Origin of the sequence: Kitasatospora sp. NPDC058162 (assembly GCF_042884005.1) — a bacterium.
GTDB lineage: Bacteria > Actinomycetota > Actinomycetes > Streptomycetales > Streptomycetaceae > Kitasatospora.
Genome location: NZ_JBHVUS010000011.1, coordinates 158,459 through 177,845 on the forward strand (window position 1 = coordinate 158,459; position 19,387 = coordinate 177,845).

Below are 19,387 nucleotides of genomic sequence, written 5' to 3' on the forward strand. Positions count from 1 at the left end.
GGCGCAGCGGCCCAACCGGACACACGCGGACACTCCCGGCCCCCGGAACTCCTCGTCCCCGACCTGCACCACCCGGCCGGGTCCTGCGGCCGGTACGACCATCCGATCCATCTCATCAGGAGAGATCACATGTCCCGCCGCATACGGCCACGCCTCGGCCTACCGGGCACGGCCTTACTGGCTCTGTCACTGATCGCGGGGGTGATGTCGGCCACCGGGCCCGCCCAGGCAGCCCCGCCCGTGTCGCCTGCCCCTGCGCCCGAGCCTTCTGCCGCCGACCTCGGTCCGGCGGAAGACGTACTGCTCAACGGTTGGGGGGACAGCGCCGGTTACCACCTCGCGGTGGCGACCGGCGCCGGTGCGTACCACTGGCGCGAGGTTGCGCTGCTGCACCCCACTGGCATCGACGACGAGTCCTGGACGGGCTACCAGTGCGTATCCGGTGACGGACGGTTCGCTGCGGTGTCCGTGCTTCCGGCCGGCGCCGTCAACCGGGCCGACGCCCGAGACCACGGCGCGCTCGCCTACTCCATCGACCTGTCGAATGGCGCGGTCAAGCCGGTCGCTTCCGGTGTGGCGCTGAAGTACCACTCGCCTGGCTGCGGCACCAGTCAGACCGCCGTCTTCACCGCCAACCCGGGGTTCGACCAGCAGACCACCCAGGTTCTGACGGTCGATCTGCCAACCGGCGCCGTCACCGACGCCGTCACCGTGGCCGGCCAGGTGACCTCGATCGTCCCGACCGCCGACCGCCCGGTCGGCACCCAGGGGGCCGCCCTGGTGCGGATCCCGCCCGCCTCGGGCGACGCCCCCGGCAAACCGGAAAGGGTCGCCCAGCTCGACGGTCTCGCCTACGACCTGCGGCCGGGCGCCAACGGCGCGGTGGATTTCGTCGTGCAGAAGGACGGGAAGAAGTCGGCCACCCTCGTCCGGGAGCAGGGCGGCAAGCTGTCCGAGCTCGGAGAGGGACCGGCCGACGCACTCCGGCTGCACCAGGGCCGCGGCGGTCACGCCGTCGCCGTCGGGGCCGCGAAGGTCGACGGAAAATCCGGTGTACGCCAGGTGGCAAGCGGCAAGCTGCCCTTCGGGGCCACCGACGTCTCGCTGGACGGCGCTGCCGCCATCGGCCCGGGAAAGGACAGCACCGCGTCGGTCCCGCTGATGGTAGCCGCGGCCGGCGAGCAGTTCCTCACCCGGGACGCAGCGAAGCCCGAGGCCGTACCGGCGACCGCGCTGCCCGCCCCGGCACCGGCTCCGGCAGGCGGCACTCCGCCCACGCCGGCTCCGGGCAAGGCGTCGGCTGAGGGCACGGCCCCCGCCGAGAGCTCCGCACCCGCGTCCAACGCCCCTGCGGTCGATGCCGCCCCCGCCGCCGTCGCGTCAGCTGGGACGCCCAAGTGCGCCGTCGACCGGCTCGCCGAGAACCGGCAGGTCATGCAGCCGGGCACCGCGCAGGTGTCCTGGGCCATCGAGATGGCCGAGCAGGGTCTGCTGGCCGGCTCCGCCTACACCCGCCCGGCCGGGTTCGCCAACCTGGGCCTGGCCGCGTACGCGCCGAACGGCGACTTCGCGCGGGTGCCACTCAAGCACCCGGCCGGTGACACCTTCGACTCGGTACCGCGATCCGTCTACCAGGCGATCGTGGCCCAGGAGAGCAACTACAGCCAGGCCTCCTGGCACGCCCTGCCCGGTATCCCGGGCGGCGCGTTGGTCGGCGACTACTACGGCGCCCGCGGTTCCATCTCCAAGATGGACTACACCAAGGCCGACTGCGGTTACGGTCTCGGCCAGGTCACCAACGGCATGTCCAAGGGCGACACCGTCTATTCGGTCAACGGCCAGACCAAGATCGCCGTCGACTATCAGGAGAACGTCTCCGCCGGTCTGCAGATCCTGGAACGGACCTGGAACCAGCTCTACGACGCCGGCATCACCGTCAACGGAGGCAACCCGCGCTACCTGGAGAACTGGTACCTGGCTGCCTGGGCCTACAACTCCGGGATCCAGCCCACCGCCGCGTTCGGCAACACCACCGGCTGTGTCCCCGGCCCCACCTGCACCAGCGCCGAGGGCAATTGGGGTCTCGGCTGGGCCAACAACCCTCGCAACCCGGACTACCCGCCGAGCCGCGCGCCGTATCTGAAGAACACCTACGACGACGCACGTCACCCGGCCAGCTGGCCGTACCAGGAGCGGATCATGGGCTGGATCGGCCAGCCGATCCTGCGCTTCAACCAGCCCGCCTACCCCAAGCCGGACTACCACGGCGGCAAGACGTGGCTGCAGATCCCGCCCGTCACCTCCTTCTGCACTGCGGACAACAACTGTGACCCGACCGGCGCCGCGAACCCCAAGTACTGCACCCTGGCGAGCTCGCAGTGCTGGTGGCACCAGCAGGTGACCTTCATCCCGGACTGCGCGACCACCTGCGCCACCAGCGGCTACACGGCCGGCCCCGGCTCCACCGAGCCCGCCGTCGTCAAGCCGCACCCGCACCCGCCGGTCTGTTCGCTGGATTCCGCCAAGGTCCGCGACGCCGGCTACGGCTCGCCCGTCATCGTCGACGAGTCACAGAGCCAGCCGGCGCTGAACCTGGTCGGCTGCGGCACACCGGCCAACTGGTCGCAGAGCGGCAGCTTCAGCTACGCCTACGGCACCAACGCCGCCGGGGACAAGATCGGTGCGATCGATACCCATCAGCTCGGTGTCGGCTTCGGCGGGCACATGCTGTTCACCCACACCGAGGACGGCTCCAACCCGGACCTGATCAACACCGGAACCTGGACGCCGAACCTGCCCAAGCTTCAGTACTACAAGATCAAGATCCATCTCCCTTCCACGGCCGCGACCGCGACCAACGTGGTCTACGTCATCAACCCCGGTGGCGGGGTGGCACCGTGGAAGATCCGGGTGAACCAGAACTGGGGCACCGATGAGTGGGTCACCATCGGCACCTTCGCGATGCAGAACGGTGGCAACCTCCAGCTCACCAACAGGAGCGAGGTAACCGGCGCCGGCAACATCAACTATGCCGACTACGACGTCGCATACGACGCCGTCGCCTTCATCCCCATGGGCGGCACCCCCGGCCAGCCGATCGGCGGCCCGCCCGGCATCCAGGACGCGCCCAAGGGCAGCAACCCGTCATGGGTGCAGTGCGGTTGCGTGCGCCGAACCGCCGGTGACCCGGTCGACACCAGCACCGGCTACTTCGGCGAGCAGTTCACCGACCTCGCCACGCCCGGCCGCGGCATGCCGCTGAAGTTCACCCGCAGCTACGCGTCCGTGACCGCCGACCCGGCCGGCCCCGGCGGCTCCCTCGCTACGGACGGGCCGTTCGGCTGGGGCTGGACCCACTCGTACAACCTGAGGGCCGTCACCGACTCCGGCAGCGGAAATGTGACGATCAGCCAGGAGGATGGCTCGCAGGTACCGTTTGTCAGCAGCTCGGGCAACTACACGCCGTCGGCACCACGCTTCAACGCGGCACTCGCCAAGAGCGGCTCCACCTACACCTTCACTCGCAAGAACTCGGAGATTTTCACCTTCGATGCCGGCACCGGCCGTCTGCTCTCCGAGACCGACACCGCCGGCAGCAAAGCCTCGCCACCCTACGCCACTACCCTGGCCTACGACGGCGCCGACCACCTGAGCACCATCACCGACCCCGGCGGACGCAGCTACACGCTCACCTGGACCGGCAACCACATCACCGGCCTCGCCGACAGCGCCGGGCGCCAGGTCGACTACCGCTACGACGAGAACGGCAACCTCACCGACGTCTACGGGGTCGGTACCACCCGCTCCCCAGCTCCCAAGGACGACGACCACCTCCAGTACGGCTACACCGCCAACCACCTGCTCAACTCGATGCGTTGGCCGGCCCAGTACGGCTCCAGCGCCACCCCGGCCCCAGTCGTGGCGATGACCTACGACTCCGCCCAGCGGGTGCAGGTCCAGACCGACCAGCTCGGCGGGTCCACCACCTTCATCTACGGCCCCGACAGCGGCGCCGGGCTCACCGCCGGGCAGACCCTGGTGTCCGGCCCGGGCAGCCGCAAGACCCTGTACAGCTATCAGAACGGGCTGCTGCAGTCCGAGACCAGGGGCTACGGCACCGCCGACGCCGGAACCTGGAGCTACACCTACGATCCGGTCAGCCTCGGCGTCACCGCCCAGACCGATCCGCTCGGCAACCTCCGCACCTACACGTACGACGACCACGGCAACCAGACCTCGGCCAGTGACCCGCGCGGCTTCACCACCGCCAGGTCGTACGACGACCGCGACAACCTGATCTCGGTCATCGGCCCGGACGGCCTCCGGACCGGGTACGGATACGACGAAGCCGGCCACATCGCCGTCGCGGGCGGCGGGACCAACAGCGCCGGAGGGGGCTATCAGCTGCCGACCAGTCTGGTCCGGGAGCCCGTCGACGGCTCCGCCCCGGCCCAGACGGTGAGCTTCTACTACGACGACGCCGTCCACCCAGGGGACGCCAGCCGGGTCGTCGACGCCCGCGGCAACACCACCGCGAACAGCTACGACGCCACCGGAAGCATCACCAGCTCCACAGATGCCTCAGGGAATATCACCCGCTACGGCTATGACGTCCAGCGGGGCCTGCTGACCAGCACCGTCCTGCCGAGCGGAACCGCCGCCGGGACGGTCCCCGGTTGCAGCCCGCCGGCCAAGGGCTGCTACCGCTACACCTACGACGCCTGGGGGAACCGGACCGGCTCCACCGATCCGCTCGGCCACACCAGCACCTCGGCCTTTGACGCCAACGGCCGGCGTACCAGCACCACCGACGCCAAGGGCCTCACCACGACCTTCGGCTACGACGCGCTCGACCGGCCGACCGCGGTCAACCGCCCTGACGGCACCACGCTCGCCACCACCTACAACCCCGACTCCACCGTGGCCACCACGGTCGACGGAGCTGGTGCCACCACCACCTACGGCTACGACGCCGTCGGTCGCCAGTCCAGCCGGACAGACCCGGCCGGCCGAACCACCAGCGCCGCTTACGATGCCGCGGGCCACCAGAAGACTCTGACCGACCCGGCCGGCCGAACCACCACCAACACCTACGACGCCTCGGGGCACCGTACCTCGATCACCTACTCAGACCCAGGCACCCCGGCGGTCGGCTCGATCGGCTACGACGCCGCCGGCCGCCAGGCCGCGATCACCGACGCCACCGGCACCAGCCGCTGGACCTACGACCCGTTCGGCCGCCTCGCCTCCCAGACCAACGGCGCCGGATCCACCGTCGGATACGGGTACGACGGCAACAACAACCTGACCACCATCACCTACCCGGGCTCCACCACCCGGACCGTCACCCGCACGTTCGACAAGGACAACCGGCTGACCGGACTGAAGGACTGGAACAACCGCAGTACCACCTTCGGCTACGACCCGGACGGCCGCTGGACGTCCACCACCTACCCGAACGGCACCACGGCCACCACCGTGCGCGACGACACCGGGTCGACGGTCTCCGACACCCTGCGCCAAGGCGCGGCCACTCTGGCCTCACTCGCCTACGCCCGGGACAAGGCTGGCCAGCTCGCCTCCGAGACCCCGACCAGCCTCCCGGGCACCGGCCAGACCTACCAGTACACCCCACTCCAGCAGGTCAAGTCGGCGACCGCGGGCGGCGTCACGACAGCCTTCGAGTACGACGCCGCCGACAACCCGATCCGAGTCGGCAGCACCGCTCAGGGCTTCGACCACGCCAATCAGCTCTGCTGGAGCGCGGACGCGGTCGCATCGGCCGACGGTACCTGCGCCGCCCCGCCAGGCGGTGCCACCACCTACCAGTACGACCCGCAGGGGAACCGCACCAAGGCAACCGGCCCCGGCGGGAGCACCAACTACGGCTACAACCAGGAGGGCCAGCTCACCTCGTTCGGCAACAGCACGACGACCGCGTCCTACAAGTATGACGGCAATGGCCTGCGAGCCGCCAAGACCGTCGGCGCCACCACCACAGCGTTCACCTGGGACAACGCCGACAATCCGAACCTGTTGTCGGACGGCACCACGAGCTACCTCTACGGGCCCGGCGGCGCACCGGTGGAACAGGTGTCCGCCACGGGCACCCAGTGGTACTTCCACGACCAGCTGGGTTCCACCCGGGCGTTGACCGACGCCGCCGGCAACGTCGTCGGCAGCTTCGCCTACACCGTGTACGGCGCACCGGCCGGCCAGAGCGGCACCGTCTCCACACCGCTACGGTACGCGGGTCAGTACACGGACGCCGAGTCCGGCCTGCAGTACCTGCGGGCCCGGTACTACGACCCGGCGACCGCACAGTTCCTCACCGTCGACCCGGCGGTGCGGAACACCCGGAGCACCTACGGCTACACCGACGGCAATCCGCTCAACGCCACCGACCCGTCCGGGCGCTTCCTCTTCGCCCTTCCGGCCATCCCGTTCATCGCAGTAGCTGCGGCGGTCGTCGTGGCTGTGGTGGTCGCAGTGGCAGTAACCGCCACGGTGACCACGGTGCTGAGCAAGGCCAAGGGGTGGCAGAACGACCGGGACCGTCCTGCCAGCGCCGGAGCGGCCGCCGGGTCCAACCCGACCAGCGTTCCGCTGGACACCTCAGGCGTCCAGAACTGGAACTACGATGACTCCGACGCGGAGGTTACCGAGGAGGACGGCAATCACACCCCGAAAGGCAACAAGCGGCAGAACAAGCAGGTGAACGATGTGATCAACGAGATCAACGGCATCCGCGGTGCAGGCAATGAACTGACTCCCGCGCAGGTGGCCGAGGCGCACTCCTACGTCACTGGCAGGGGGCTCGGGTACCAGGGCATCCGTTCCGCTCTCAAGAAGCTTTTCGGATGTGAAGGATGACCGACAGCATCGACCCGCGAACTCCTGGTCCGGTGCTCGGGCAACTCATCGGCGTGCCATTCGGCTTCCTTGGTCGCATCGGGTACACCGGTCTGGTTGGTTTCGGCCGAGACCTCTCCTGGACGGTGCCAGGCAGTTCAGACACTGCCACAGGTAGCGAACTCGCTCTGCACATCGAGTGCCCGTTCCGGATCGTCCAGCACGGGAGGATCTTCGTCGGATCCGACGACATGGTGCCGACCCGCAGGGGAAACCCGCCGAAGGGTGAGGACGAGCGGCTCCAGTTCGACACGGGGGCCGAGGCCCTGCAGGAGTATCTCGACCGAATGGCACCCAAGGTGTTGACTGTCGAACGGGCGCCGGAAGGCGACCTGCGGATCATGATGGAGCACGGGATCAGGGTCGACATCCTGCCCACCAGCTCAAAACGCAAGGAGTCCTGGCGCTTCCTCGTGCGGTTCGGTGAACACGTGGTGTTCCCGCCGAGCGAGAACTGACCGGTCTCCCTGCGCGTGACCGCTCCGGCCTCCGGGATCGTCCTGGGGGCCGGAGCGCGTTTTCGGCTCTCCCCGAATCGACCATCGTGTACCGCCACAGTGAGCGACGTCAGCCAACTCACCGTCGATGACACACCACGGCCGCTGGTCGGGCGGTGATCAGGGCCGCGGTGCGTCGGCAGTCATCTCGAGCGACATGTACTCATCCGTGATGCTGACACCGGCGTTCAATCCGCCAGCGACCAGCCGGGGAACGGTGGGCTGGGCCGGGAAGCCTGGCTGCTGGCTCCGTAACTGGCCGCGCACCCAGGATTTTTGGTCCTCCGTTGCCTGTCCGTTGAGACCGAGGTTCAGAGCATCCACCAGATTCGCCACCGACGTGTCGTCAGTCTTCCCGCGGGAGACGGCGAGGATCGTGCGTGGGTTGCCCTCGTGGTCGGCGCGTATCTCGATGGAGATGCTGTGGCCGTCTGAGAGCTTCTTGAGCGCCTGGTAGCAGACGTGGTCGGGCAGGGTCCCGGGGACGCCCTTGACCTGCTGGGTGATGAAGTCGAGGCCCCAGTGTTCCTTGAACCGCTGCACCAGGTCGGTGTCCTTGACCGAGGTGATCGCGGCGGTTCGCCAGCGAGGAGGCTGCAGCCCACCGGTAGCCGGTGCGCTCGGTGTCTGGCTCTCGTCCGCGGCCCCACCCCCGGCTGTTCCGCCCTTGGCCGCTCCGCTGCCGCCGGTTCGCGGTGCCGAGGACGAGGGAGCCGCACCGGGTGCAGCCGAGGTCACAGCCGGGGCCGCACCGGGTGCGGCCGAGGTCACGACCGGCCCCGGCGTCGTCCCGGATGACGCGGCACTCACGGACGGCGTCGGGTCGGAGGCGCAGCCGGCGAGGGGAAGCACCAGCGCCACGGCCAGGACTGGCAGGGCGGCTCCCCTTCGGTGCTTGGGGCGTGTCACGTGATCGGCCTCTCGGTTGACGGGCCGGGGCGGCTGCGAGGCCGCCCCGGCGATGGGATTGGTCGGCCGGGGGCGGGATCCGCCCCCGGCCGGAAGCGCTGCACTGTCGGTTCGTCAGGGCGTAAAGGCCACGGCGTCGATCGCGACGTCCGGGCCGCTGAAGTCCTTGGTGTCCACCAGGTTGCTCATCTGGACGCGGGCACCGGAGCAGAGGATCATCTTGGCACCGCCGAGCTGGTACCAGCCCTGTCCGTGGTCCTTGGTCTGCGACTGGTCCAGCACGGTGACGTTGGGCTTGAGGCCATCGTCACCGCAGCCCGTGTAGATCAGGTAGGGCACACTGGCTGCCTGGGCCCCGTGGCTGGGCAGGTGGACGAAGATCCGGTAGGCGGGCTGGGTCAGGTCGGGAGCCCAAGTGGCCACCACCCGGTGCGAGATGTTGATGGGAACCTGCGGCGGGAACTGCCCCAGGTATCCGTAGTACTGCCGCTGCGTTCCGGTGCTGCTGTCGTATGTGTGAGTGAAGTACATACGGCCGTTGTAGCCCGCGCCGAACTGGTGCAGGTCTATCTGCGCGAGGTAGGCCGCGTGCGAGTAGTTGTCACCGGTGCGCAGCGTGAACTTGCCGTTGTCCTGGTTACCAGTGCAGTTGAAAGCGTTCTTCCCAGGGTTGAGCTGGGTGTGCACGACTACCGTGTTGGCAGTGTCCCAGGTGGACGGCAGCATGCAGTCCGGCATCGGGTAGCGGGCGACGATCTGCGGCTCGGGGTCAGAGCCGGAGTACGCCAGCTTCTGCGTGGACGCATTCAGGTCGCTGGGGCTGTCGATCCAGGAAACGGCCGGCCCCGGGTACCAGCAGCTGCTGTTGAGCGCCGGGCAGCCGGTTCCGGGGGTGCAGTGGTTGGTGGGCCCGCAGAACAGCGAGTAGTTGGTGGGCAGGTTGAGGGTGTGGAGGTAGGAGAAGTTCGGCTGGGCGTAGGCCATCTTGCCGGTGTAGTCGTTCTGCGGGCGTTCCGCCCAGCCGAGCACCTTCTCCTGATAGGGCCAGTTGGCCGGCTTGGCCGCGTCCCCGTAGGAGGCCCGCAGGAAGCCCTGGCGGTTGGCGGGGTAGATCGGATTGGAGGGGTTGTTGCGGTAGCCGAGGCCGTAGTACCCGCTCGGGTCCGCACCCTGCTGGTAGTAGCCGGAGTTGTAGATCCACAGCGCCAGGTACCAGTTCTCGATGTACCGGGGGTCTCCGCCGTTGGGCAGCATGCCGGCAGCGCGGACGATCTCCCACTTGTTCTCGAGGATCTGGAGGGCGGCAGCGATGTTGGCGGCGTAGTCCGTCGCGATCGCGGCCTTCTGGGCCGGCGTCCAGGTCTTGTTGTCGGCAGCGGTCATGCCGTCGGTGATCTGGGCGATGCCGTAACCGCAGTCCGCCTTGCCGTAGTTGATGGCGACCGGAGTGGTACGCCCGGCCGTGGCGTCGGCGGCGGTGCGCAGAAGGTTGTCGTTGCCGTAGTAGACACCCATCAGCGGGTTGCCGGAGTCACCGGCCACGGCGTGCCAGGTCGCCTGGGACAGGTTGCTCTCCTGAGCGACCAGGCCGAGCAGCACCTGCGCGGGGACCAGGCCCTTCTCCTTCTGCGGGCCGATGCCCGGCTCGGGGAACATGGCCTGGACCGAGTACGCGGGTTGCCCGGTGCCCAGGTAGTTCGCGGGCCTCTGGATGGTCAGGCTGTTGGTGACCGCCCGGTCCACCGCCCACTGGACCATCGCCGGAGTGACCTGCAGGGCTTGGTAGTTCGGGTCGTTCCGCTTCACCGCGCACTTGGGGGTGGACCAGTTGGGCTCGTCAGCGGGGTTCTTGCTGGCCGGACCGCCGGTGACGTCTCCCCAGGAACCGATGTCCCCGAGAGAGCCGGACAGGAGGGACTGACCCGCCTGGGGCTTATTCGTGGCTTCCGATGCCCGCCCAGATCCCGCCACCGCGTCGGTGAGCATCGTAGGCGCCGACGGGTCAGTGGTAACTGAACCGGTGAGCTGGGCGCCGCTGTGCATGGCGCGCACCCGGGCCGTCATCTGAGGCGCGTTGCTCTCCGCGCCCGCGCCGGAGTTCACTGCACGGGCCACCCAGGCGGGTTGGATGTCCTCGGCAGCGAGGTGGCCCTGCTGGGACAGCGCGGCAACTGGCTTCTCCGCCGGGAGCGCGACGGGCGCCTCGGCGGCGCCCTTCTTCAGTCCGGTGGTCTCTCCCACCAGGGCGTTGCGCCCGTCACCGAGCCGGAACAGCTGTAGCCGGTCCAGCGGGGCGTCGCCCAGCCCGGTCATGCCCTGCCGGGTCCAGTGCTCCGCGACGGCCCGCTGCCCCTTGGCGGACAGTAGGTCGAGACCGCCGTCGGGGGCGGCGTTCAGAGTGAAGACCCGGCCTGCGGGCGAGGCGACCTTCTCGGTGCGCCCGTCGCCGCCGACTCGCACCACGGAGCCGTCGGCCACGCCGTAGTCGCCCTCGGCGGACGGGGTCAGGTTGGTGATCTGCTGATCGCTGCGCACGGTTGAAGTGACCTTCGCGGTCTCGGCGTCCACCGCGAGGACCTCGGTCGTCTTGCCCTCGGCGCCGCCGTACCGGCTGAGCAGGACGCGCTCGCCCGAGCCACAGGCCGGCGAGAAATAGGCCAGGGAGACCCGGGCGGCGATCTGCCGGGCCTGGCCGGTGGCGGTGTCCACCACAGCAGCGTAGCCGCCCGCGTCCATGCCCTCGGCTCGGTTGGCAGCCGCGGTCGGTGCGTACACGGCCACCGCGTACCGTCCCGACCCGGTGACGCAGAGGTTTCCGCTCCAAGTACCGCCGTCGGGCAGCGGGGCGGTCAGAGTGGAGAGGGTGTCCCAGGCGAAGGCCTTGTTCTCCTGGGCGCGGTAGATGTGGAAGCCTGTCTCGTCGCCGGCTGCGGTGATCAGCTGGTCCGTCGACGACCGCCAGCCCGTGCCCAGATTGCCCTCCGGGGACGGTACTGCGGCGTTGGCGTTGGCCACCACGTTCGAGCCGGAGGTGGAGGGGATCGGCTGGGCGTCGGCCTGGGGCAGGAGGGTGGTCACGAGGACCGCGGTGAGGGCGCCGGTGGTCAGGACCCGGCGGGATCGGCGGATCGGCGCACGGAAGGGGCGCTGGGTCATCAGAACCACTCCCCGCAGACCGAGCCCAGGTCGTCGTCGCCGCCGGTGGGGCTCGGTGCCTTGAAGCGGTCCCGATCCTCTGTCCCGGCTTGATCACAGACCCGGACGGACTTGCGCCAGTCCCTCATGATCGACCTGGCGGTGTACGGATAGGTCGTCTTGACCTCGTAGGTCAGACCCCAGCTGCTCTCGACCCCGCCCTCCGGGGCGATGCTCCACAGTCTTGCGGTCCACTCGTTGGAGCTCTGCTGCACGGTCGCTTCCTCCCAGGTCGCGCCGCAGGCCCGTGAACGCATCAGCCGCACGGACGCGTTCGGGCCGAGGATCTCCTGGAGGAGTTCCTGGTCGTCGATGCAGCCCGAGGCCGCCGGGTCCTTGCCTTCGCAGGTGCCGTACTGGCAGGACGGGGCCGCGTGGGCAGGCGTCGCCGGCAGTACGGCCACCATGGCCAGGGCCGCACAGGCGAGGGCTCTCACTAATGAGCGCACGGAATCACTCCTCATTGACTGTCCGAGAATTGCGGCGGACTCGCATCCGAACCGAATGGTTGACATTTCTGTCGCCCAACTCCTTAAATGACAGAGCAGTCGGGTCGCATACACATCTTTGTAATGAGGATCACTGGCCGTCAAGGGCGGCTATCAGCCAAGATCGAATGTCCGCGTTACGCATTTTCTGCGGAACCGACACGAACGGTCAAAGGTGTCCAATTTCTATGCGAGCACAGAGGAAGCCACGGATCGTCACCCTTATGACGATTGTCCGCTTGCGTACGAATCCTGCAGGCTACTTGCGCCGGCTGAATGGAATTCCATGTTCCGCTAAGGGCTCGATCGCTACAGAACCGATTTTCGGTGTGGCCACCATGCCTCGGATGCGGGCACCGTAATGGCCGACTGGTATCTCAACCCCGTAGCGAATGGCGATATTGGGCCAGGAATACCGGCGTCTCACACCGGCGACGTCCGACCGGGTTCCTCCGCTATTCGTGGCGCGGTTACCACCGATTACGGGACAGAGCCGTTTACAGTACAGACCCCCGGCGCACGCGTGGGCGGCCGGTTACTCGCCCATGAAGACGACACGGCGGGGTGTGCCGGAGGTGCCGGAGGTGCCGGACGTCGTGGTGGTCGTGGTGCGGCCGGCCGGGACGGCTCGGTCGCGGCCCCAGGTACGGATCTCCTCGATCTGTTCGGGGTTGGTCCGGCTGAGCGGCGTGGTGTTGGCGAAGGTGTCGAGCACGAACGACGGGAGCAGCTTGGCGGCTCCGCCGTTGAGGTGCACCTCGGCTCCGACCTCGTGGAGGGCGGCTTCGATGTCGGAGCCGGCGAATCCCTCGGAGAGGTCGACGAGACGGTCCACCTGGTTCGGGTCGGGCTCGACCTTGACGTACTTGCGGTAGTAGAGATCGATGATCTCCTTGCGGTCCTGTGCGTCGGGGAGGTCGACGAAGAAGAGTTCGTCGAAGCGACCCTTGCGGAGGAGCTCGGGCGGGAGGCTGCGGACGTCGTTTGCGGTGGCGACGACGAACGCGCGGGAGTCCGACTCCTGGAGCCAGAAGAGGAACTGGCCGATGATGCGCTGCGGCACGCCGGACATGTCGTGGCTGCCGGCCAGCCCCTTCTCGATCTCGTCGATCCACAGGATGCACGGCGCCACCCGGTCGGCGGTCTCCAGCGCTTCCCGCATCCGGCCCTCGGACTCGCCGAGGTACTTGCCGTGGATGCTCGCCATGTCGAGCCGGTAGAGCGGGAGTTGCCACTGCGAGGCGATGGCTTTGGCGGACAGCGACTTGCCGCAGCCGGGCACGCCGACCAGCAACACGCCGCGCGGCGGCCGCAGGTCGGTGCCGCGCAGATCGGCGTGCATCAGTTCGTGCTTGCGCTGGAGCCATCCCCGCAGGCTGCTCAGGCCCCCGACGGAGTAGTCCGAGGCCTTGAGCTGGACCCGCTCGAGGCCGGCGAGGTCGCTGAAGATCCGGTCCTTGGCCCGGGCCAGTGCGAGGACGTCGTCGCGCTGGACCGATCCCTTGGCGACGATGGTGGCCATCAGGTTGACCGCTTCGGCCTCGGTCACGCCGAGCAGAAACTCCGAGGCGCGGCGCGCGTCGTCCTCGTTCCATTCGATCGGCACCACACCGTGGTGGTCGTCGAGGAAGCTCTTGATGGTGCCGTACATCTCGTCGGCGTCCGGCAGTTCGAGCTGCAGGCTCATGCCGAGCCGTTGCAGTCCGCTCCAGATCGGGCTGTCGGTGATCAGGACGATGCTGCCGGCGTTGGCGTCGGCCAGCCGGGCGAGTTCGGCGACGTGCCGGGTGAAGTGGGTGTCGGTCTCCAGCCCGTCCGGGTCGACCAGGATCAGGGTGGCCTGCGGGCGGCTGGTGAACTGGGCGGCGGCGAACTCCATGGCGCCGGTCAGGGAGCGGTCGTCCTGGACGGTGGCGTTGGAGCGCAGGTCGCGCAGGCCGGTGGCCCTGGTGTAGATCCAGAACGGCTGGCTGCTACGGCGCGACCGGGTCGCCACCTCCTTCACCAGCCGCAACGCCCGCTGCTGCTCGATGGTACGCAGGCCGATCACCGGTACTCGCGCGGTGAGGTAGTTGTCGAGGTCGTCTCGGCTCTCGGCGTAGTTGGACATCTGGGCCTCGGGTCTCGGTTCGGCGGGACGGCGGGACGGCGGTAGGACGGTGGGTCGAAGACGCGGTCAGCCCGGGACGATGCGGCGGCGCGGCCCGTCGGCGGGGTCGTAGGACCAGCCGCCCGGGTCGGCCGGGGGCGAGGCGGTGATGACGGCGGTGAGCGGGTTGTCGCGCAGGGTGCGGCGGCGGGCGTCGACGGCCTGTTGGTCGTGCTCGCGCGACGCCCAGCGCTCCAGCTCGCGTTCCAGGTCCTGCTGGGCCCGGCGGGTCTGCTCGTCGATGATCGCGGTCAGCTTCTCCCTCAGGTCGGCCGGGAGCTGCGGGTGGCCGGCGAGCACCCGGATCCGGTGCAGCCCGGTTCGGGCCTGGGCGAGGGCGCGGCCCGCGGCGAACTCGTCGTCTGCCGCGTTGACGGCCGCGACGAGCGCGTCCGCCCAGGCCTGGAGGCGCTGTTGGAGCGCTTCCCTGAGCCGCGCCCCGAGCCGCTGCCAGGTGTCCTCGGGGAAGTCGGCGGGCGTGAGCGCGGGCAGGCCGGTGTCGTCGACCGGCTCGCCCGCCGACCAGCGTTCCAGGAAGTCGGCCCAGGCGTGGTACGGGCCGCCGAGAGGTCCGGGTGCCTGCGCTGCCTGCTGCTTGGCCAGTGTCACGCGCCGCCGCCAGGCCGGTGTCACAGCCCGCTTCCGGGGCGGCGCACCACCACCTCGCCGGGCGGCAGCGGTTCCCAGTCCGGCAGGCCCTCGACGATTCGGCGCAGCCGGCTGGTGGCCCGCTCCGTGGTGGGCTTGGGGCTGGCCGCCCACGGGGACGCGGCGGGGCGACGCGGTGGTGGCGGGGCGGTGTAGGGCGTGGTCACTGCGTTCCTCCGGACTGCGGCGTGGCGTCGGCGGGTCGGACGGTGCGCCCGTCGAACGGGCTGTGGGCGTGGCCGGCGGCGGCCAGTGAGCCGATGAACTCGCGGGTCCGGGTCTCCACCTGGTCCGCGTTCCGGTAGGCGGTCTTCCAGTCGGTGTACTCGGCGCACGCGCCGCGCAGTTGGTGGATGGAGTCGTTCTTGGCGCGCGCCAGCAGCCCCTTGGCTGAGTCCGTGGCCTTCCGGGCGGCCTCGGAGCGGGTGTACAGCACCAGTCCGCAGATGCCGCCGGCCAAGACCGCCAGGCCGAGGGCGACCGCGATGTCCATCGGGCCGACGACGATCAGCAGCAGCGCGAGCGCGCCGCCGAGCATGACCAGCTGGCGCTGCAGCGGGTAGGCCAGCGAGGCCAGGAAGGGCGCGGTGTGCTGGTCCCAGTGCTGGGCGAGCGACTGTTCCAGGGCGGGGAGCGGGGTGTTGAACGAACCTGCCCACTGCGGCAGGTTGAAGACCTGGGCCCCGAAGGTGTGGCTGGTGGCGAACACCGCGTGGACGTCCGGCGGTTCGGCCATCCGGTAGTCCCGGCTGAAGCCGGCGTGGGCCTGCGCGAACCACTCGTGGCAGGCGGCGACAGCGAGCCGCTGGGTGGAGGCCGAGGCACCGATGGCCGAGGGGTTGAGCGCCGCGGTGGACTGGATGGTGAGGTAGTCGAGCGTCTCCTCCAGCGAAGCGGAGTCCACGTCCACGGCCTGCCTGGCGGCGTCCAGGTCCCCGTCGCACGCCACCACCGCCTGGTTGAACGCCAGGTCGCGGCGGAGCGGCAGCTCCTCGTTGTCGTACTCCGAGACCAGCCGGTCCAGGATGTCGTCGATGGCGTCCTCGAGCCGCTCGGACGGGAGGGACTCGCCTGCCATCATCGCGGTGTACTTGGCGAGGATCGCCTGCTGGGCCCGGGCCGAGGCGAGTACGGCGTCCAACTGCGGCCACTGCGGGGACACCTGCGAGAGCCGGGGGAACTCGCCGGCGGCCGATGGTGCGCGCAGGCTGTCGATCTCCGCACGCCACCGACGTACCTGGGCGGCCCGGGCCTCGTCGTCGCCGAGCAGGGTCTCGCGCCACCGCCCGAGCGTCTCGTGCAGCATCTCGCGGCCGCCCGCGCCGAAGGCCCCCTGCGAGATGGACTCCAGGATGACTGCGAACTCCCGGCCGAGCGCGGCCGGGTCCTGGGCGATCAGGTAGTGCCGCAGCCACCGCACCGCGGACTGCTGGCGGCCCTGTCTGCGCAGCACCAGCGCGAAGAGGAGCGAGGTGCGCTCCGGTGAGCGCCGGAACGCCTCGTCCACCGCCCGCTCGCACAGCGCCGGATCGTCGGCGGACCAGGCCGCGAGGGCGACCAGGGCGGGCGCGAGCCAGTAGCGCGGCGTCTGGATCATCAGTTGTTCACTCACCGAGGTCACCGTCGCCTCGGACACCAGGCCGAGGTCGAAGGCCTGCAGCATGCCGACGGCGGTGCGCCGGACCACCTTGTGGTGGCCGAACTCGTGGTCGACCTTGTCCTGGATGACACCGATGCGGGTCTCGGCCCGCTGCACGTTGGCGGTCAGCTGCGCTTGGTGGGCGAAGGCCAGGAAGTCGGCGCGCAGTTGCTGCAGGTCGCTCTGGGTCTGCTGCTGCGCGATGCCGACGGCGGAGACCTGGCCGGACACCTGTCCGACCTGCTCGGAGAGCCGGTGCACGAGTCTGTCGACCTGCGCCACCTGGTTGCGCAGGACGTGGTCCACCTCTGTCATGCGGGTCTCCGTTCACGGTGGAGCAGTCGGCGGGGCGGCTGGCGGGGCGGCTTCACGGGCGTACCACGCTGCCGTCCGGGAGCACCGGCAGCACCAGGCCGCCGTCGTACACCTCGACGAAGGCGTAGGCGCCGGTGCGCACCAGCATCCGGGCGGCCGCGAAGGGCTGGGGCATCGGATCCCCGGGTGCGAAGTGGTCCACGATCGAGTGGAAGAGGTTCAGCTGGTGGTCGACGTACGGTGCACCGAGGTAGCAGGTGGCGAGGAAGCCGAGCGGGACGTCGCCGAACTCGGTGGTGTAGTGCTCCTTGAGCCAGTCGGCCAACTCGCTGCAGGCGGCCGGGTCGAGCCCGGCGTCGAGTCGGCGTACGGCATTCAGGAGGTCCACCGGCCTCGCGCGCAGCCGGTCCGCCCCGACGCGGGTCTGTGGCGGTCGCCCGCCGGTGGCCGGACCGCTCGCCGCGGCCCGACCGGGCGCGGTCGCCTGGCCCGGTCGCACGACGCGGCGGGGCTGCTCAATGAAACCCATGAATCCCCCGATGACCATGGAGTGACACCGCGCTCACACCGCGCGGTCGAGAAGGGAAGGATAGTGATCGCACTGCCATATTGCGAAGCCGTGCAGGTGATCGCACGCGCATGGCCGGATGACGACCTGTTCCCGCCCACCATTCGCCCGGTCGACCGGACCGCCGGGGCGGTGTCCGCCTGGAACACTTCTGCCCATGAGGACGGTTTTTGCACTCCTGGTGGGGATCAACGACTACTCGGCGCTCGGCCGCGCTTCGCTCCAGGGGTGCGTCAATGACGCGTCGGCTGCCGGGCGCTGGCTGGACGCACAGGTGACGAAGCCGGTCGTGCGGACGCTGCTCGACACCGACGCCACCGTGCGTGCGGTCACCGACGGCATCCGCGGGCATCTCGGGCAGGCGGGGCCGCAGGACACCGCACTGCTCTGGTTCTCCGGCCACGGGACCGAGTTCGACGCCACGGCCGAACAGCTGAAGATCGAATCCACCGGCCGCTGCCAGGCCCTGGTCTGCGCCGACGGGCCGTTGCTGGACAAGGAGCTGGGGGCCCTGCTGGACGAGGTCGCCGCCCGCGGCGCCCATGTCGTCGCGGTCCTCGACTGCTGTTTCTCGGGCGGCGCGACCCGGGACGCCGAGGGCAGCGCGCGCCTCCTTCCACCGGATCCGTCCTGGGGGGCGCTCGCGACGGCCCGCGACCTCACCGGTCCCGCGGCCGGGCCGGGTCACGTCCTGCTGGCCGCGAGTCGGCTGAACCAGCCCGCGTTCGAGGACTGGTTCGACGGGCGCAGGCACGGCGTGTTCACGCACGCACTCCTCGGCGCGCTCGGCCAGCAGGGCGGCCCGGAGCTGAGCTACCGCCGGCTGATGGCGGCCGTGCAGTGCCGGGTGCAGGGTTCAGGTGAACGCCAGCACCCCGTCCTGCTCCCCCTGGAGGCCGGCGGTCCGGCCGACCGGCCCTTCCTCGGCGGAGCCGTCCGTGCCCCGAGCCCTCACCTGCTCCGCCACGGCGCTTCGGGCTGGGAGGTCGACTGTGGAACCGTCCACGGGCTGCGCGCCGGCCCGATCACCGGCGGTACCGAGTTCAGCGTCGAGCCCGGGCCCGACAGCCAGGACCGGCACCTGCTGACCGCCCGGGAGGTCCGGGTCGACCGGACCCTGGTGGAGCCGTCCGACTGGTCGCCAGATCCGGCGCTCAGCTACCCGGTGACGCTCTCCGCGCTGGCCCTGCCGCCGGTGTCGGCACTGGTGGAGGCACTGGAACGCCCTGCGGTGGCTGCCGAGTTGACCGACGCCCTGCGCACCGCCCGCTCGCCGCTGCTTCACCTCGTGGACGATCCGCGGGACGCGCCCGGGACCCTGCTGCGGGTCGTCCTGGACCGAGCGGAGGCCCGGGTGCTGTTCCGGGACGGATCCCCCGCCGTCCCGGCGCTGCCGTGGGACGGCACGGCCGACGCCCGGCGGATCGTCGACTGCCTCGTCCACCTGGCCGGTTGGCATCAGCTGCGCGACCTCGCCAACCCCGATCCCTCGCTCGGATCCCACGTCCGGGTCGAGGTGACGCCCTGGGACGGCGGTGGCCCGATCATGCCCGAGGGCTCCGGTGAGATCCTCCGCAGTTACGGTCGCGGGCCGGGCGGCTGGCAGGAGCCGAGGGTGTCCGTCCGCATTCACAACCGTTCGACGGGCAAGGCCCTCTGGTGCGTCCTGCTGAACCTCACGGACAGCTACGCCAGCCGGTCGGTCCTCTTCCCCGGAGCCTTCATCGCCCCCGGCGGCACCGGTTACGCGCTGGACGGCGATCCGGTTCACCTCAGTCTCCCGTCCACCCGCCCGGTCCGGCCCGGCGCCTACGTCCGTGACTGGCTCAAGCTGATCGTGGCGGAGGGCGAACTGAACACCGTGCCGTTCCAGTTCGGGCCCTGGGATCCGACGCTGCCCGCGGACCGGCAGGCGGGCCGGTCGGCGGACGGCGTGTTCCGCCCGCTCGCCCCGGGCGGCAGCCGGGACATGCTGCCCGGCCGCCCGGCGCCCTCCCCCGGCCGCTGGGCGGCGCTCACCCTCCCGCTCCGCACGGTCGTCCCGGGCTGATCCGCCGTCACTGCAGC

The 19,387-nt window shown here is 69.9% G+C and carries 11 protein-coding genes; 3 read left to right on the plus strand and 8 right to left on the minus strand.

Annotated elements, in window-relative coordinates:
* The first annotated feature begins 240 nt into the window (after positions 1-240).
* Both ACFVXG_RS22115 and ACFVXG_RS22120 read left to right on the plus strand, forming a co-directional pair.
* The gene (locus ACFVXG_RS22115; RefSeq protein WP_387929911.1) at positions 241-6,873 is read left to right on the plus strand and encodes an RHS repeat-associated core domain-containing protein; all 6,633 of its coding nucleotides are present in this window, start codon (positions 241-243) and stop codon (positions 6,871-6,873) included.
* Positions 6,870-7,370, plus strand: coding sequence for a hypothetical protein (locus tag ACFVXG_RS22120; protein WP_387929912.1), 501 nt, complete (start codon positions 6,870-6,872; stop codon positions 7,368-7,370). The genes ACFVXG_RS22115 and ACFVXG_RS22120 overlap by 4 nt, the downstream gene beginning before the upstream one ends.
* Before the next feature lie 159 nt (positions 7,371-7,529).
* Here the strand turns inward: ACFVXG_RS22120 and ACFVXG_RS22125 are convergent, their stop codons facing one another.
* The 8 genes from ACFVXG_RS22125 to ACFVXG_RS22160 form a co-directional block, all read right to left on the minus strand.
* The gene (locus tag ACFVXG_RS22125; protein ID WP_387929914.1) at positions 7,530-7,952 is read right to left on the minus strand and encodes a hypothetical protein; all 423 of its coding nucleotides are present in this window, start codon (positions 7,950-7,952) and stop codon (positions 7,530-7,532) included.
* 480 nt (positions 7,953-8,432) lie between these two features.
* Positions 8,433-11,474, minus strand: a complete 3,042-nt coding sequence (locus tag ACFVXG_RS22130; RefSeq protein WP_387929916.1) for a hypothetical protein — start codon at positions 11,472-11,474, stop codon at positions 8,433-8,435.
* Positions 11,474-11,962: a DUF2690 domain-containing protein gene (locus tag ACFVXG_RS22135; protein ID WP_387929918.1), complete on the minus strand. Its 489-nt coding sequence runs from the start codon at positions 11,960-11,962 to the stop codon at positions 11,474-11,476. The genes ACFVXG_RS22130 and ACFVXG_RS22135 overlap by 1 nt, the downstream gene beginning before the upstream one ends.
* A gap of 574 nt (positions 11,963-12,536) precedes the next feature.
* A complete protein-coding gene (locus ACFVXG_RS22140) occupies positions 12,537-14,111 on the minus strand; it encodes an AAA family ATPase (protein WP_387929920.1) in 1,575 nt (524 codons plus the stop codon).
* A 66-nt stretch (positions 14,112-14,177) separates the two neighbouring features.
* Entirely contained in the window at positions 14,178-14,759 is a 582-nt protein-coding gene (locus ACFVXG_RS22145) for a hypothetical protein (RefSeq protein WP_387929922.1), read from the minus strand.
* Between the two features lie 20 nt (positions 14,760-14,779).
* Positions 14,780-14,965 carry a hypothetical protein gene (locus ACFVXG_RS22150; RefSeq protein ID WP_387929924.1) on the minus strand — a complete coding sequence of 62 codons (186 nt, stop codon included), beginning with the start codon at positions 14,963-14,965 and terminating at the stop codon, positions 14,780-14,782.
* Entirely contained in the window at positions 14,962-16,752 is a 1,791-nt protein-coding gene (locus ACFVXG_RS22155) for a hypothetical protein (RefSeq protein ID WP_387929925.1), read from the minus strand. Before ACFVXG_RS22155 ends, ACFVXG_RS22150 begins: the two co-directional genes overlap by 4 nt.
* Before the next feature lie 52 nt (positions 16,753-16,804).
* Positions 16,805-17,140: a hypothetical protein gene (locus ACFVXG_RS22160; protein WP_387929926.1), complete on the minus strand. Its 336-nt coding sequence runs from the start codon at positions 17,138-17,140 to the stop codon at positions 16,805-16,807.
* A gap of 337 nt (positions 17,141-17,477) precedes the next feature.
* Here ACFVXG_RS22160 and ACFVXG_RS22165 point away from each other — a divergent pair, with 337 nt between their 5' ends.
* Positions 17,478-19,370, plus strand: coding sequence for a caspase domain-containing protein (locus ACFVXG_RS22165; protein WP_387929928.1), 1,893 nt, complete (start codon positions 17,478-17,480; stop codon positions 19,368-19,370).
* Positions 19,371-19,387: the final 17 nt, after the last annotated feature.